Genomic DNA, 14,496 nt, shown 5'->3' on the forward strand with positions numbered 1-14,496 from the left:
CCGATGTCTGCGCTGATCGATGCGTCCGCGGCGCGGGCAACGGCTGCCGGGCTGGTCACCGATGATCTCGTCATCGTGCCGGTCCGGCACCATTCACCGGCGTGTGCGTTGCAGGTGCGTCGTGCCCTGGATCTCCACCGCCCGGCCGTCGTGCTGGTGGAGGGACCGCGATCGTTCACCCCGCTGATCGCCGATTTGGTCGACCCCCGCGCGCAAGCACCGCTGGCCGTCTACGCCTACACCGATCCGGCCCGCCGCGGGCCCGACACCCCACGCCGGGGCGCCTACTATCCGTTCTGCGACTTCTCCCCCGAACTGGTCGCGCTGCGCACGGCCGCCGCACGCGACATCCCGGCCCGCTTCATCGATCTCGACTTCGGCGAGCAGTTGCGGGTCGAACACATCGGTGCGGATGCGCCGGCTCCGTCGCTCATCGACGAACACCATCTGGCGATGAGCCACCGCTTGTCGGCCCTGGCACAGCGACTCGGCTGCCGAGACCACGATGACCTGTGGGAGCACCTCTTCGAGGCCGATGCCGATGCCGTCGATCTCGCCGAACACCTGGCCCGCATGAGTGCGTACTGCCTGCTGGCCCGGGCCGATGCAGAGGCGACACCGGGATTGCTCGATCGCGACGGCACCACCGCGCGCGAGGCGGAGATGGCCTGGCACGTCGGTCAGGCGATCGCCGAACCCGGACGCGACGGCCCGGTCCTGGTCGTGGTCGGCGGCTTCCATGCGGTCGTGCTGGCCGACCTCGTCGCCGCGGGCGTGCCCCGACCTCGGGTACCCGCGACCGCCGAACGGTGCGCGGTCATCCGTTTCGCCTTCGACCGGGTGGAGAAGGTCAGCGGCTACGCCGCCGGAATACCGTCGCCCGCCTGGCAGCAACGCATCCACGACGGTCTTGCCGGGCCGGCACAGCCGTCCGGGAGCACCGACCATCCGCCGCGCGTCGCAGCCACTCTGGAGATGCTGCTCGACATCGCCGCCGACCTCGAGGTGCTCGGCCGTCCGGTCGGTCAGCCCACCCTCGCCGACGCCTTCGCGCACACCCTCGCCCTCGCTGACCTCCGTGGGCATGCCGCGCCGCTGCGCACAGATCTGCTCGACGGGATCACCGCAACCTTCATCAAGGGGGACGCCGACCTGGAGGGCACCGCGATCCTCGCCGCCGCGCACCGCGTGCTCACCGGCACCCGGATCGGCGTGTTACCGCCGACGGTCACCGCGCCGCCGCTGGTGGCCGACACCCTCGATCGGCTGCGCCGGGCCCGACTCGCCGTCGACACCCCGATCCCCGCCCAGGTCACACTGTCGATCTACCGGTCGGCCGGTCATCGTCGGACGAGCCGATTACTGCACGGCCTGTGCGCTCTGGACATCCCGTTCGCCACACCGGTCGCCGGTCCCGATTTCGTCGGTGGCACCGATCTGCATCTGATCGGCGAGCGGTGGGATTACCGCTGGTCCCCAACCACCGAGTCGGCGCTCGTGGAGGCCGCCCGCTACGGAGACACTCTGCCCGACGCCGTCGCCGCCCGCTTCGACGAACTGCTGTCGGGGTTCAGCGTCGCGGGCGGCGCACACGACGCGACGATCGCGACCAGCCTGCTGATGCAGGCCTGTCGGCTGGGTTTACACGCCCACGCACACCGATGCCTGACCGTGGTGGCGCAGGTACTCGCGCGCGATGCGTCCTTCATCGGCGTTGTCCGCGCATGCGGCACCCTCGAACTCCTCGTCCATGCCCGCGAACCACTGGAGGCCGGCGGTCTCGACGGTCTGGGGACACTGCTGCGCACCGCCGTCGAACGAGCCATCTACCTGGGTCGGACGCTGCCCGGCGAACCGCCGGACGAGGTCGTCTCAGCGCTCAGCACGCTCGCCGAGGTGGTCGCCGACCCCGCGCTGATCGACGATCCGGTCGACGTCGACGGTTTCTGGGATCTGGTGACGACGCTGCGCACCGATCATCCCGACGCACAGATCCGCGGGGCGGCCACCGGGCTGGACTACTCGTCGGGTCGCCTGGACGCCGCCCGGACCGCGGCCGCGGTCACCGGTGCGCTCAGCGGCACCGTCGAACCCGGTGCCGCGGTGGACTTCCTGCGCGGCGTGTTGCGAACTGCTCGTGAGATCGCCTGGCAGATCGATGATCTCGTCGATGCGATCGGTGATCTGCTGGCCGGCTGGGCACCGGAGGTGTTTGTCTCCTTCCTGCCCGGTCTGCGACTTGCCTTCGCCGAACTGACCCCGGCCGAGATCGATCGGGTCGCCGCGGTGATCGCCCGCCGGTTGGGGATCACCGATCCGCTGACATTAGCCCCCGCGGTTCCGCTCGACGCGGCGACGGTGACGGAGAACCTGGCGTGGTCGGCGCGCGCCCACGCGCTGCTGGTGGCCGACGGACTCGCCGACTGGGTGGTGTCCGGATGACCGAGATCGACCGGTGGCGTCTGGTGCTGGGGCGCTACGCGCAGCCACAACTCGGTGCACCACAGGAGGGTTCGCCGATCGAACGGCAAGCGCAGGCGCTGGATTTCCTCTACGGACGCGCCTACGCCGGCCGCGGTGTCCTCGATGCCGACGGCGGCGGACAGCAACCAGGCGGCGGCCCGGGGCCGGGCGGCGGCGACCTCGGGCCTGGCGGCGGTGACCAATCCGATCCACGGGTCACCCACTGGCTCGGCGAGATTCACGACCTTTTCCCACCCGACGTCTCCGAGGTCATCGTCCATCACGCACTCGAACGGTTCGGGCTGACCGAGGTGATGGCCGATCCGCGAGTCCTGCGCGACGTCACACCGAGTCCCGAGCTGCTGGCGCTGCTTCTCACCCTGCGACGCACCCTCCCCGCAGCGGTCGACGCCCAACTGCGGCGGATGGTGACCGAGGTCGTCGACGAGTTGCGCCGCCGTCTCGAACCCGAGGTGCGGCGGGTGCTGGCCGGCGCCCGGCGCGGATACACCCACTCCCCTCTGCCGGTCGCGGCGAACTTCGATGTGCAGGGCACCATCCGGCGCAACCTCAAGAATTACGACCCGAACCGGCGTCGGTTGGTGACCACCGACCTGCGGTTCTTCGACCGCCACGCCCGGCGACTGTCCTGGGACGTGATCATCTGTATCGATCAGAGCGGCAGCATGGCCGAATCGGTCATCCACAGCGCCGTCCTGGCCGCCATCCTCGCCGGGCTGCCGAATCTGCGGACCGCACTGATCGTCTTCGACACGTCGATCATCGATCTCTCCGCCCACGCCGACGACCCGATCACCGTTCTGATGTCGGTGCAGCTCGGGGGCGGCACCGATATCGGCCAGGCCGTCCGCTACGCCACCACGCTGGTGGAGAACCCGACGCGGACCATCGTCGTGCTGATCACCGACTTCTGCGAGGGCGGCCCACCGTCCGAACTGGTGCGCGCGGTCGGCGCCCTCGTCGAAGGCGGGGTGCGGACCCTGGGCCTCGCGTCGCTCGCCGAGCAGTCGCCCGGCCGACCGGTGCCCCACTATGACCGCGCGATGGCCCAGCGGCTGGCCGACGAGGGGATGGAGATCGCGGCCTGCACGCCCCGACAACTGGCCGACTGGCTGGTCGAGGCAACCTCATGAGCTCCGAGTTCGGTGTGACCGCTCAGGTTGTGGCAACTGTGTACGCGCGGATCACCGACGAGCAGTGGGCCACCCTCGCCTCACCGGGTCTCCTCCGGCGCGGCCGCAAGGATCTGAGCGCACACACCCCGACCTTGGCTGGCCAGACCGGTGAGTCGGTGCCGATCGATGTCGGCGAACATCGAGTCACCTTGGCGGCGAGCGGCCCCGACCGCGCGGCGTGCAGTTGTCCGGCCATCGGGATCTGCCGGCACATCGTGACCGCCGGACTGTGGTTGGGATCCCTTGGTGAACAGACTGATTCGGGCCCAGTCGGCGCAGCTTCGGACAGCCGGCCGGATCGGGCCGAGGATCTTCCCAGCGCCGGTCCGCCACCGCAGCGCGGCCCGGGACCCCGGAGCAGCCCGGCGCGCGAACGCCGGAGCGCCGATCACGCTCGACTACGGGCGTCGATCCGCACCCTGCTGTCCGACACCGTCGCCCTGGGCACCGCACATGTGTCCGACTCGATGACCGCACGCTTCCGGGCGGCGGCGATCTCGGCCCAGACCGCCGACCACTTCCGCCTGGCTGCCCTGCTCCGGCGGATCGCCGATCACTGCGCGCAGATCGTGGCACGTACCGCCGGGGCCGGGGAAAGCCATGTCGCCGAAGATCTCTCGATCGCACTGGCATTGCTGACGGCGCTGGCCGCGGCCGGCGAGCCTGCGCCCGAACGACTCCGCGGTGTCGGACGGGGCGCCTACCTGGCGATCGGGGACGTCGACCTCGTCGGTCTCGGCAGCTACCCGTGGCGCACCGCGTCGGGCTATCAGGGTGTGACCGCCGCCTTCTACGCGCCGGAACATCAGCGGTTCCTCACCGTCAGCGATGCCCGGCCGCGCCACACACCCGACACCTTCGACGCCGACGCGATCTATCACCGACGATCCCCCGTGTGGCCCGGACTCGTCTCGCTGTCGGCGGCCACCGGCGCCCACGTCGCGTTGCACGACGCCCGGGTCAGCGACTCCGGGCGATTGTCGCGCGGCGCCGAGACCACTGCGCTGGTCACCGTCACCGAGATCGGCGCGATGCGCGCGCAACTCCACCCGATCCGGCGGTGGGCGCACCTGGGCGCCGACACCGGGCGGCCGCTGCTCGATCCGCCCGACCCGAACCAGGCATGGACAGTCATGGCGCCCAGCGACTTCGGCGAGATGGAATTCGACGAGGTGACGCAGACACTGCACTGGACGCTCGCCGACGACGTCGGGGCAACGCTGGATGCGACGCTTCCCTACTCGGATGTGACCGCCCATGCCGTCGCGCGGCTGCGCCACCTGCCGGCACCGCGCCCGGGCACCCTCGTCGTCGGGCGACTGACGAACGGCACCGATCTGGCGGTGGAACCGATCAGCCTCATCCCGCCGACCGACGCGCCGGACGATGTCGTCGTCGATGCACTGCATTTCGCTCCCGCCGGACCGTCCGCCACCTCGGACCCACGCCCGGCCGGGACGAGCAGGGCAGCAATCCCCTCCTCCGCAGGCACCGCGCTGGTCGACTCATTGCAAGGACATCTGATCCGTGCCATCGAACGTGGCACGACGGGCCGCGATGCCGCGGTACGCAGCGAACTGGCACAGCTACTGACCTCGATGCGGGCTGCGGGTCTGACGCTGTTCGCACCACCCGCCGACGACGTGCCGACACCCGAACTGCTGCTGCGTACCTACGCGGTGACGCTGCAACTGCGCCGCCTGCGCTGATTCACCCGTCTCTCGGCACGCCGCACCGCCGGGAATCAGCAGGTCCGGGCGCGGGTGCGCAGCCAGCGGATTCCGTACCAGCCGAGCGCGCCCAACGCGGCCGCCACCCCGGTGTAGAACAGGATCGTCGTACCGAGCGCGGCACCGGCGAAGTAGCCGAGTAACACCACCGCCGACGCCCAACTCGCGGTGCCGACCACATCGGCCGCGGCGAACCGCCTGCGGTGCATACCGGTCATCCCCGCCACCGGCGGCACCACGGTGCGCACGAAACCGATCCAGCGGCCGGTTGCGACGGCGACGAAACCACCGGAGTCGACGTGGTCGCGGGCTCGTTGCCAGCGATGCTCGCCGATTCGGCGCCCGAAACCCGACGCCATCACGCGCGGTCCCGACCGTCGGCCGATCTCATATCCGGTGAGGTCACCGGCGATCGCGGCGATGATGGCCGCCGGGAGTAGACCACCGACATCGGTCGGGCCGACCGCCGCGGCGACACCTGCGGCCACCAGGACCGCCTCGCTGGGCATGATCAGTCCGACGACCAGCGTCGCGGTCTCCACGTAGACGACGCCGCAGGCCACCAGATAGACCGCCCACGATGGAACCGAGGCGATGAGGTCGACCAGCCGGTCGGCAAGCGTATGCACGTATCTCGCAGATCTGGGCGGTCAGTTCACCGAGACGTCGATCGGGTGGGTGGCGAGCAGCGGTATCGGCCACGGCTGGCGCCGCACGATGTCCGACCACACGTCGATCGTCGGCGGTGCCAGCACATCGCGCGGCAACGCCGAGGCCAGCATCCAGCTGCCCTGGTCGATCTCGTCGTCGAGCTGCCCGATACCCCAGCCGGCATAGCCGGCGAAGATGCGCACGCCGTCGAGAACGTCGGCGAAATCCTCGGGATCGGCATCGAGATCGACGAGGACGACCCGTCCGTCGATCGGCCGGAGCGCGCTGAAGCCACTGATGTCGGCCCCCGGCTTCACCACCCCCAGACACAGCGCGGCATCCTGCTTCACGGGACCGCCGACGAACAACGCGCGTGGCGACGCCGCCAGATCGGTCCACTGCGGCAGCAGATTGTGCACCGCGGTCTGACTCATCCGGTTCAGGACGACTCCGAGACTGCCCGCGTCATTGTGCTCGATGACATAAATGATCGACCGCGCAAAATTCGGGTCGAGTAGATCGGTGGCGGAGATCAGCGCGGTGCCTGCACGAACCCGTCGTGCCGAATCCTCCTGCCAGGCAGCGCCGGACGTGCGTCCACCACCACCGGTCCCCGCCGGATGTCCATCGTCGGCGCGGGAGTCGGGGGTCGGATCGTCTGCGTCTTCTGCTCCGGCCACACCTCCATCATGGCACGCCGCCCGAGCCGGATGTCGGTACTCTGGATCGGTGAGCACCACGCCTTCGGGCACGCATCTCCACTGGCGTTCCTTCGTCAGCTCAGTCCGGCATTCCCCCGGTCTCGGTCGTCTGCTCGCAGTACGTCTGACCAGCCAGGGCGCCGACGGTATCTTCCAAGCCGCCCTCGTCGGCGCCGTGCTGTTCAACCCCGAACGGCACGCCGACCCACTCGCCGTCGCCGGTGGCTTCGCGGTGCTGCTGCTGCCCTACTCACTGATCGGTCCGTTCGCCGGAGCCCTGCTCGACCACTGGGACCGCCGCAACGTGCTGCTGTACGCCAACCTGCTGCGCGCCGCGATCATCGGCATCGTCGCCATCTCGGTCGCCGCCGGTTCGCCGGATACGGTCGTGCTGATCAGTGCGCTCGCCGCGACCGGTGCGAGTCGATTCGTCGCGGCCGGCCTGTCCGCCGGACTTCCCCATGTCGCGGCGCGCGAGGCAATCGTCGGCATCAACGCCCTGTTCACCACTCTGGGCGGGGCGATGCTCAGCGTCGGGATCGGTGTCACCCTCGCGCTACGGACCGTCTTCGGCGATGACAACACCGGCAGTGCCCTGACCATGATCGCGGGTATCGTGATCGCGATCGTCGCCGGACTACTCGCGCACGGCTTCGGACAACTCGAACTCGGACCCGATGAACCCGACGATCCCGGCCGGTCTGCGCTACACGCGGTGTCGGTGGGTCTGCTGCACGGCGCCCGGGCGGTAGTGCGCTGCCGTCCGGTGGCAGGTGCATTGTCGGCGATCGGTGCACACCGGCTGGTGTTCGGCATGAACACACTGATGATCCTGGTCATGGCCCGGCACAGCGGCGCGGGCAACAACGGGGTCGACCAGCTCAGCGTCGTCGTCGGCTTCACCGCTGCGGGTGCCCTGATCGCCGCCATCCTGACCCCGATCTCGGTAGACCGCCTCGGCCGGCGGGCAACCCTGATGGGTGCGCTGATCGTCGGTGCGGCCGCCCAACTGACACTGCTGAGCTTCAACATGGCCGTCATCTGCGCGGCCGCCCTGGTCCTCGGGCTGATCGGTCAGATGGCCAAACTGTGCGGCGACGTCGCCATGCAACTCGACATCGACGACATGGTCCGCGGCCAGGTGTTCTCGGTGCAGGATGCCGTGTTCAACATCGCCTACGTCGGCGCGCTGACGATTGCCGCGCTGGCCGTCCCCACCGACGGCCGGGCCACCGGCCTGGTGGTGCTGGGCGTCGCGCTGTACCTGCTCGGTGTGGTCGTGGTGCGGTTCCTCCACACCACCGGCCCACGGCCGCCCGCCGACCTCCAGCCCACCGTGGAAACCGCCTGACCCGTCAGAACCTCGGGTCGCCGGGGCGTAGCGCCAGATCGGCTCGGCCGTCACCGTCGGTATCCACGAGCACCTGATCGTGCGCACCGTCGCCGTCGGAGTCGACGTACAACCGCCCGCCGAGCCGGCCGGTGACCGCCGGACCCACCAGTTCGGCTTCCGGCCGCCCATCACGATCGAGGTCCAGCGGCACACGTGGCGGTGGCGTCGGATGTGGTGATGTCGGATGTGGTGGCGGAGACGGCCGGGGTAGTCGCTCTGACAGGTCCCCGATCCCGGCGCGCGGCCGGTCCCACAACCCAGCCCCGGAATCCCCGAAGAAGGCCTCGCAAACACCGTCGTCGTCCAGGTCGAGCGCGCTCATGTCGGCCACCCCGTCAGCATCGATATCGACCATCGCATCATCGGCCCGGCCATCCCCGTCGAAGTCCAGCGCGACCGCCTCGCGCACACCGTCACCATCGATATCCAGGTCGGCAGCACTGTGCCACGTCGTCCTCGACCCGTCACCCGGGCCGAAGAAGTACTCGATCACCGGATCCATGTCCTATTCGACGCAGCGCAGCCGTTCCCGGTTCCATCCAGCCGTTCGCCCGATGGTTCGCCCGCAGTCGGAATCGAGTAGGTTCATGCCCTATGTACGTGAGCGAACTCGGCGAACAGTGGCACGCGGCCCGAGTCGAACCCGCCTTCGCTCATCTCGACTCGGCATCCGCGGGCAGATCATCCGATGCCGTCATCGAAGCGATCACCGCCCATCTGTGGCGTGAGTCCGAGCGCGGATCGTACGTCGCCGCCGACGAGCTCTCCGACGAAATCGCCAGTGACCGTAGGGATCTTGCTTCACTCGTGGGCCACACCGCCGACGAGATCGCCTTCCGGGAAAGCGCCCGCGCATCCCTGCGCGCCCTGCTGACCCACTGGAGTCTGCCGGTCGCCTCCACAGTGTGGGTAGCCAAGAACGAATTCGGGCCGAACCTCGTCGAATTCGAGCGCCGTGGCTACGCCGTGCGGGTGATGCCCGACGGCGACATCTACGGTCACGTCGACACCGACGCGCTGGAGAACATGCTGCAGTTCGAGCAGCCCGACTTCATCCACATCTGCCACATCGGCTCGATGTCGGGGGTCGTGCAGCCGGTCACCCGGATCGTCGAGATCGCCCACCAGGTCGGCGTGCCCGTCGTCGTGGACATGGCCCAGTCGGTTGGGCACGTCCCCACCGTCACCGGCGCCGACATCATCTACGGCACCAGCCGCAAGTGGCTGACCGGCCCGCGTGGCGTCGGATTCGTCGGCGTCCGGCGTGATGCCCTGCGACATGTCGAGATCGACAGTTCCGAAGCCTTCATCGCCGGCCGACTGGGCCTGGGTGTGGCGGTGTCGGAGGTGCACGCGACCGGACAGCAGCGTGTCTTCCGGGAACTCGCCAAGGTCGGACAGGCCACCCGTGAACGTCTGCACGGCATCGCCAGCTGGGAGGTGCTCGAGCCGATCGACGAACCGTCGGCGATCGTCACCCTGGCTCCGCCACCGGGCTGGCAGCCGAGTGACGTCGCCGCCGCACGTGACAAACTCCTCGGCCTGGGCATCCTCGTCACGGCAGCCGATTCCTGGCGTGCCCCGCTGGCCGGTGAAGGATCTGTCCTGCGGCTGAGTCCCCATCTTGACCTGCGTCGCGACGACCTCGACCGGGTTGCCGATGCCCTACGCACCATGGGCTACTGAGCCCCGTCGTCACGCCTGACACCGGGGCCGACTACCGTCGCGCGACCTCGGCCACGATCTGTTCCACAGCCGGACGAGCACGCTCGGCATCGGCGACCACCAACCCGAGGCGGGTACGCCGGTCCAGGATGTCGTCGGCATCCAGCGCCCCTTCGTGGGTGAGCGCGAACTCCACCTCTGCTCGCAGCACGTCGATGCCGGGTGCCAGCGGCTGCCCCGGGTCGACGACCTCGGCGGCGTCGAGGACCGCCTGCGCCTCCGCCCCGAATCGCGCGACCAAAGACGGGTATTGGGCGAGCAGCACATCCGATTGCTCGGCGCCCACCGCCCCGACCAGCGGAATCGAGGTGGTGACACAGCGACCCGCAGTCAGTCCGGCGGCCCGGACCGCGGTGTCGACGGCGTCCTGGGCGAGGCGCCGATATGTGGTCAGCTTCCCGCCGACCGCGCTGATCAGCGTGCCGTCGGTGATCTGCACCTGATGCTTACGGGACAGGTCGGCGAGGGCGCCGTCCTCGCCGGGTCGGCCACCCACGTCGATGAGGGGACGCAGACCCGCGAAGGTGCCCAGCACGTCGGCCCGCGTAACCGGCCGGGCCAGCCCGACGTTGATCGCGTCGAGGAGAAAATCGATCTCGGTGTCGTCGGGTTGCGGGGCGTCGACGATCGGTCCGTTCTCGGCGACGTCGGTGAGGCCGACGTACACGCGGCCGAGTTGGGCGGGCAACGCGAAGACGAAGCGGGACAGCGACCCGTCCACCGGCACGGTCAGCGCGCCGGTCGGATGCCCGAAGGTGGCCGCATCGAAGACGAGATGCGTTCCGCGACTTGGTTGTAATGCCAGATTGGGATCGACCTGCGGCGCCCAGACGCCGGTCGCGTTGATCACCGCGCGGGCGGCGACCTCCAGCCGTTCCCCGCTACGCAGATCGGTCAGGGTGGCGCCGCGACCGTCCACCGCGGTGGCCCGGGTGTACGTGCAGATCGTCGCGCCGTAGGCGGCTGCGGTCCGGGCCACGCCGACGACGAGTCGCGCGTCGTCGACGAGCTGTCCGTCGGTGTTGGCCACTCCACCGCGAAGGCCGTCGCGCCGCACCGTCGGACAGTGTCCGAGCACTTCCAGCGCCGCCATCTGCATCGGCGGCGCCAGCAGCTGCGGTGATGTCCGGGCGGTCCGCCGCAGTACGTCACCGGCCCGAAAACCCATCCGGATGAGGCTGATCGGTCGTCGGGGACCGACGTCGGGAACGATCTGGCGCAATGGGCGGATCAGGTGCGGGGCGATGGTGGTCATCAGGTGATGGCGTTCGACGGCACTCTCGCGCGCGATCCGCAGGTCGCCCTGGGCCAGATACCGCAACCCGCCGTGTACGAGTTTGCTGCTCCATCGCGACGTACCCGACGCCAGGTCGCCGCGATCGACGAGGGCGACGCGCAACCCCCGCGATGCCGCATCCAAAGCCGCTCCGGCACCGGTGATTCCGCCACCGATAACCAGCACATCGAGGGGTTCGGTAGCCGAGCCCAGCCGTTCGAGTCCGTCGAGTCGCGTCTGCGCCGACAAGATGGCCATCAGGCGAGCCTGTCCCCCGCGCCCGGACGCAGATAGCCGACGAGCAGGCGATACAGCTCGGCCTTCCAGTCGTCGGCGAGGATGTCGTCGAAGAGGACACCCGATTGCAGGAAGGACTGGGCGATCAGCATGACCATCGCGGCCTGTTTCTTGGCATCGCCCGCCCGCGCCCGGCCGTGCTCCTGCGCCTGCGCGATCAGATCGGCCAGCACCGCGAGTACACCCTGCTGGGAGGTGCCCAGGCGGTCGAACACGTAGGGCGCCATGAATTCTCGTCGGCCGGTCCAGAGCACCTGCATCAGCTCGTTCTCGCGGAGTGCGGCCACGCAGTGCACCACGATCTGCGGTAGATCGTCGATGACCACGACGCCCCGGTCGCTCATCCCGGTGGTCCGTTCGACGGTGCCGAGTACCTCGCGCGTCAGCAGCGCCCGGAAGATCTCGTTGATGTCCGGCCAACGGCGATAGACCGTCGGCCGGCTGAATCCGGCTTCGCGGGCGACCTCGGATACCGTCACTTTGGCGCCGTTGCCTCGAATGAGGCATCGGCGAGCGGCGTCCAGAACGAGATCCCCGATCTCCTCGTTACGGATTGGCATGATGTGTAACACTGTAGCGCATGAAGCCCGGGCCAGACGGCCATTTCGAATCCACCGGCCCCGCCACGGTGACCCTGCTGGTCAATCCGTTCTCCCGGCACGGCACCGGCCGTCGCGTCGGCGATGAAGCCGAAGAAGTGTTTCGCCGCAACGGAATTGACGTCAAGAAGCTGGTCGGCGCGAATGCCGACGAGGCGGCCCGGATGGCTGCCGACGCCGCTGCCGACGCCAACGACGCCCTCGTCGTGGTCGGCGGCGACGGCACTGTGCGTCTCGCCGTCCAGGCCGCGTACGGAACCGGGAAACCCCTCGCCATCATTCCCGCGGGCAGCGGTAACGACGTCGCGCGCAATCTCGGCATCCCGGTCGACGACGTGGCAGGCGCGGTCGCCGCGGCCATCCACGGCCACCGGCGCACCATCGACATCGGCCGGCTGACCTTCCCCGACGGCCGGTCCGAGTTGTTCACCACGATCGCCGCGACCGGCTTCGACGCCGAGGTCACCGCACGTGCCATCGACATGCGTTGGCCGCGTGGACAATCCCGTTACACCATCGCCGCCCTGCGGGAGCTGATCCGGCTTCGCTCACGGCACTACCAGGTACGCGTCGACGACGAGCAGTTCGAACACGACCTCGTCTTCGCCGCCATCGGCAACACCAATTCCTACGGCGGCGGCATGCTGATCACCCCGGCCGCCGATGTGTCCGACGGGTTGCTCGACATCACCCTCGCGGTCCGGCCCTCACGCTTCGCCCGAATGACCCTCGCCCGCGTCTTCCCCAAGGTCTTCACCGGCGCACACGTCCACCACCCGATGGTGCACACGCTGCGCGGGCGAGAGATCGAACTGTACTGCGACCCGCCCGCCCGGGTCTCGGTCGACGGCGATCTGGTCGGGCTGCTCCCGATCACCATCGACGTGCTCCCGGCGTCCATGGACTTCTTCGTCCCCGCCGGCGCCGATCCGGGCCGGACCCCGACAACCTAGGCCCGCGAGAACCAGTCAGACCCACGTCAACCGGTCAGGCCCACGTCAACCGGTCAGGCGCCGCGGGCCGCCCACCATTCCCGTAGGGCCTCCTCGGCCTCCTCCCGGCTGAGCGGGCCACGGTCGAGACGCAACTCCTTGAGATGCTTCCAGGCCTCGCCGACCAGCGGACCCGGCGGCAGGCCGAGCAGTTCCATGATGGCGTTGCCGTCGAGGTCGGGCCGGACGCGATCGAGATCCTCGGCGGCCTGCAGCTCGCCGATCCGCTGCTCGAGGTCGTCGTAGTTCTGCTGCAGCCGGCGCGCCCGCCTCTTGTTGCGCGTCGTGCAGTCGGCACGCACGAGTTTGTGCAGCCGGTCGAGCAGGGGACCGGCATCGGTGACGTAGCGCCGCACCGCCGAATCGGTCCAGGCGCCGTCACCATAACCGTGAAACCGCAGATGCAGGTACACCAGATCGGCGACCTCGGACACGATCGCCTTCGGATACTTCAGCGCCCGCATCCGTTTGCGGACCATCTTCGCACCCACCACCTCGTGGTGATGAAAGCTGACCCCGCCGCCGCCCTCATGGCGACGTGTCGCCGGTTTGCCGATGTCGTGCAGCAGCGCCGCCCAGCGCAACACCAGGTCGGGGTCGGATTCCTCCAGGTCGATCGCCTGCCGCAGCACCGTCAGCGAATGCTGGTACACGTCCTTGTGCTGATGATGCTCGTCGATGGTGAGCCTCATACCCGGGATCTCGGGCAGGATCCGATCCGCCAGCCCGGTCTCGACCAGCGCGTCGATCGCCTCGATCGGATGCTGGCCGCAGATCAGCTTGTCGAGTTCGGCGCGGACCCGCTCGGCGGTGATCCGGTCGATCTCGTCGGCCATCGAGCTGATCGCCTCGACGACGCGGGGCACAGGTCGGAAACCCAGCTGGGAGATGAAGCGCACGGCACGCAGCATCCGCAGCGGGTCGTCGTTGAAGGAATCCTCCGGTGCACCCGGGGTATCGATGACGCCGGCCAGCAGAGCGGTGATTCCATCCAGCGGATCACAGAATTCCGCGGCACCGGTACGACCGACGCGGACGGCCATCGCGTTGATGGTGAAGTCGCGGCGGATCAGGTCGCCGTCGAGCGTGTCCCCGAAGGTCACCTCGGGATTGCGGCCGACACGGTCATAGCTGTCGGCGCGATAGGTGGTGATCTCGATGAGATGCTCGCCCTTGCGCAGACCGACGGTGCCGAAGTCGATGCCGACATCCCACACCGCGTCCGCCCACCCCGCGATGAGTTCGGTGATCTGTTCGGGGCGGGCGTCGGTGGTGAAGTCCAGGTCGTTGCCGAGCCGGCCGAGCACCGCGTCGCGCACCGAACCGCCGACGAGGTACAGCTCGTGCCCGGCGTCCTCGAACAGGGCGCCCAGCGGCGCGAGGACGTCGTCGAGTGCGTGCAGCGCGACCGCGGCGGCGGCCAGCAAGCGGGTACGACGATCGGGCGGAGTGTCTGTCACGGCATGTCACCCT

12 protein-coding genes are annotated in these 14,496 nt (G+C 69.2%); 6 read left to right on the forward strand and 6 right to left on the reverse strand.

Features of this window, described 5'->3' with window-relative positions; genetic code table 11:
- The first annotated feature begins 3 nt into the window (after window positions 1-3).
- From QSJ18_RS07510 to QSJ18_RS07520, 3 genes are read left to right on the forward strand one after another with little or no spacing between them, the layout of a single operon-like run.
- A complete protein-coding gene (locus tag QSJ18_RS07510) occupies window positions 4-2,442 on the forward strand; it encodes a DUF5682 family protein (RefSeq protein WP_286325710.1) in 2,439 nt (812 codons plus the stop codon).
- Complete coding sequence (locus tag QSJ18_RS07515) at window positions 2,439-3,617, forward strand: VWA domain-containing protein (protein WP_286325711.1); 1,179 nt, start codon at window positions 2,439-2,441, stop codon at window positions 3,615-3,617. Before QSJ18_RS07510 ends, QSJ18_RS07515 begins: the two co-directional genes overlap by 4 nt.
- Entirely contained in the window at window positions 3,614-5,368 is a 1,755-nt protein-coding gene (locus tag QSJ18_RS07520; protein WP_286325712.1) for a hypothetical protein, read from the forward strand. The genes QSJ18_RS07515 and QSJ18_RS07520 overlap by 4 nt, the downstream gene beginning before the upstream one ends.
- A 35-nt stretch (window positions 5,369-5,403) precedes the next feature.
- Here QSJ18_RS07520 and QSJ18_RS07525 read toward each other — a convergent pair whose 3' ends face one another.
- Together QSJ18_RS07525 and QSJ18_RS07530 are read right to left on the reverse strand one after the other, a co-directional pair.
- A complete protein-coding gene (locus tag QSJ18_RS07525; RefSeq protein ID WP_286325714.1) occupies window positions 5,404-6,018 on the reverse strand; it encodes a DedA family protein in 615 nt (204 codons plus the stop codon).
- 21 nt (window positions 6,019-6,039) lie between these two features.
- Window positions 6,040-6,720: a YqgE/AlgH family protein gene (locus tag QSJ18_RS07530; protein WP_286325715.1), complete on the reverse strand. Its 681-nt coding sequence runs from the start codon at window positions 6,718-6,720 to the stop codon at window positions 6,040-6,042.
- A gap of 49 nt (window positions 6,721-6,769) precedes the next feature.
- On the opposite strand from QSJ18_RS07530, the gene QSJ18_RS07535 reads away from it, so the two are divergent.
- On the forward strand, window positions 6,770-8,092 hold the full coding sequence (locus tag QSJ18_RS07535; RefSeq protein ID WP_286325716.1) for an MFS transporter: 1,323 nt from the start codon (window positions 6,770-6,772) through the stop codon (window positions 8,090-8,092).
- Between the two features lie 4 nt (window positions 8,093-8,096).
- On the opposite strand, the gene QSJ18_RS07540 is transcribed toward QSJ18_RS07535, so the two are convergent.
- A complete protein-coding gene (locus tag QSJ18_RS07540; RefSeq protein WP_286325717.1) occupies window positions 8,097-8,636 on the reverse strand; it encodes a hypothetical protein in 540 nt (179 codons plus the stop codon).
- 92 nt (window positions 8,637-8,728) lie between these two features.
- Here QSJ18_RS07540 and QSJ18_RS07545 point away from each other — a divergent pair, with 92 nt between their 5' ends.
- Window positions 8,729-9,820: an aminotransferase class V-fold PLP-dependent enzyme gene (locus QSJ18_RS07545; protein ID WP_286325720.1), complete on the forward strand. Its 1,092-nt coding sequence runs from the start codon at window positions 8,729-8,731 to the stop codon at window positions 9,818-9,820.
- Window positions 9,821-9,851: 31 nt separating this feature from the next.
- Here the strand turns inward: QSJ18_RS07545 and QSJ18_RS07550 are convergent, their stop codons facing one another.
- On the reverse strand, window positions 9,852-11,393 hold the full coding sequence (locus QSJ18_RS07550) for a glycerol-3-phosphate dehydrogenase/oxidase (protein ID WP_286325721.1): 1,542 nt from the start codon (window positions 11,391-11,393) through the stop codon (window positions 9,852-9,854).
- The gene (locus QSJ18_RS07555) at window positions 11,393-11,992 is read right to left on the reverse strand and encodes a TetR/AcrR family transcriptional regulator (RefSeq protein WP_286325722.1); all 600 of its coding nucleotides are present in this window, start codon (window positions 11,990-11,992) and stop codon (window positions 11,393-11,395) included. The genes QSJ18_RS07550 and QSJ18_RS07555 overlap by 1 nt, the downstream gene beginning before the upstream one ends.
- A 20-nt stretch (window positions 11,993-12,012) precedes the next feature.
- On the opposite strand from QSJ18_RS07555, the gene QSJ18_RS07560 reads away from it, so the two are divergent.
- Entirely contained in the window at window positions 12,013-12,984 is a 972-nt protein-coding gene (locus tag QSJ18_RS07560) for a diacylglycerol/lipid kinase family protein (protein WP_286325723.1), read from the forward strand.
- Window positions 12,985-13,037: 53 nt separating this feature from the next.
- On the opposite strand, the gene QSJ18_RS07565 is transcribed toward QSJ18_RS07560, so the two are convergent.
- Window positions 13,038-14,483: a CCA tRNA nucleotidyltransferase gene (locus tag QSJ18_RS07565; protein WP_286325724.1), complete on the reverse strand. Its 1,446-nt coding sequence runs from the start codon at window positions 14,481-14,483 to the stop codon at window positions 13,038-13,040.
- Window positions 14,484-14,496 lie beyond the last annotated feature (13 nt).

It is taken from the genome of Gordonia heveisoli (genome assembly GCF_030315745.1).
Classification (GTDB): Bacteria; Actinomycetota; Actinomycetes; order Mycobacteriales; family Mycobacteriaceae; genus Gordonia.

Coding starts and splice junctions, on each gene's coding strand:
- QSJ18_RS07510 (WP_286325710.1), top strand. CDS start 4: ATGTCTGCGCTGATCGATGCGTCCGCGGCGCGGGCAACGGCTGCCGGG.
- QSJ18_RS07515 (WP_286325711.1), top strand. CDS start 2,439: ATGACCGAGATCGACCGGTGGCGTCTGGTGCTGGGGCGCTACGCGCAG.
- QSJ18_RS07520 (WP_286325712.1), top strand. CDS start 3,614: ATGAGCTCCGAGTTCGGTGTGACCGCTCAGGTTGTGGCAACTGTGTAC.
- QSJ18_RS07540 (WP_286325717.1), bottom strand. CDS start 8,636: ATGGATCCGGTGATCGAGTACTTCTTCGGCCCGGGTGACGGGTCGAGG.
- QSJ18_RS07545 (WP_286325720.1), top strand. CDS start 8,729: ATGTACGTGAGCGAACTCGGCGAACAGTGGCACGCGGCCCGAGTCGAA.
- QSJ18_RS07550 (WP_286325721.1), bottom strand. CDS start 11,393: ATGGCCATCTTGTCGGCGCAGACGCGACTCGACGGACTCGAACGGCTG.
- QSJ18_RS07555 (WP_286325722.1), bottom strand. CDS start 11,992: ATGCCAATCCGTAACGAGGAGATCGGGGATCTCGTTCTGGACGCCGCT.
- QSJ18_RS07560 (WP_286325723.1), top strand. CDS start 12,013: ATGAAGCCCGGGCCAGACGGCCATTTCGAATCCACCGGCCCCGCCACG.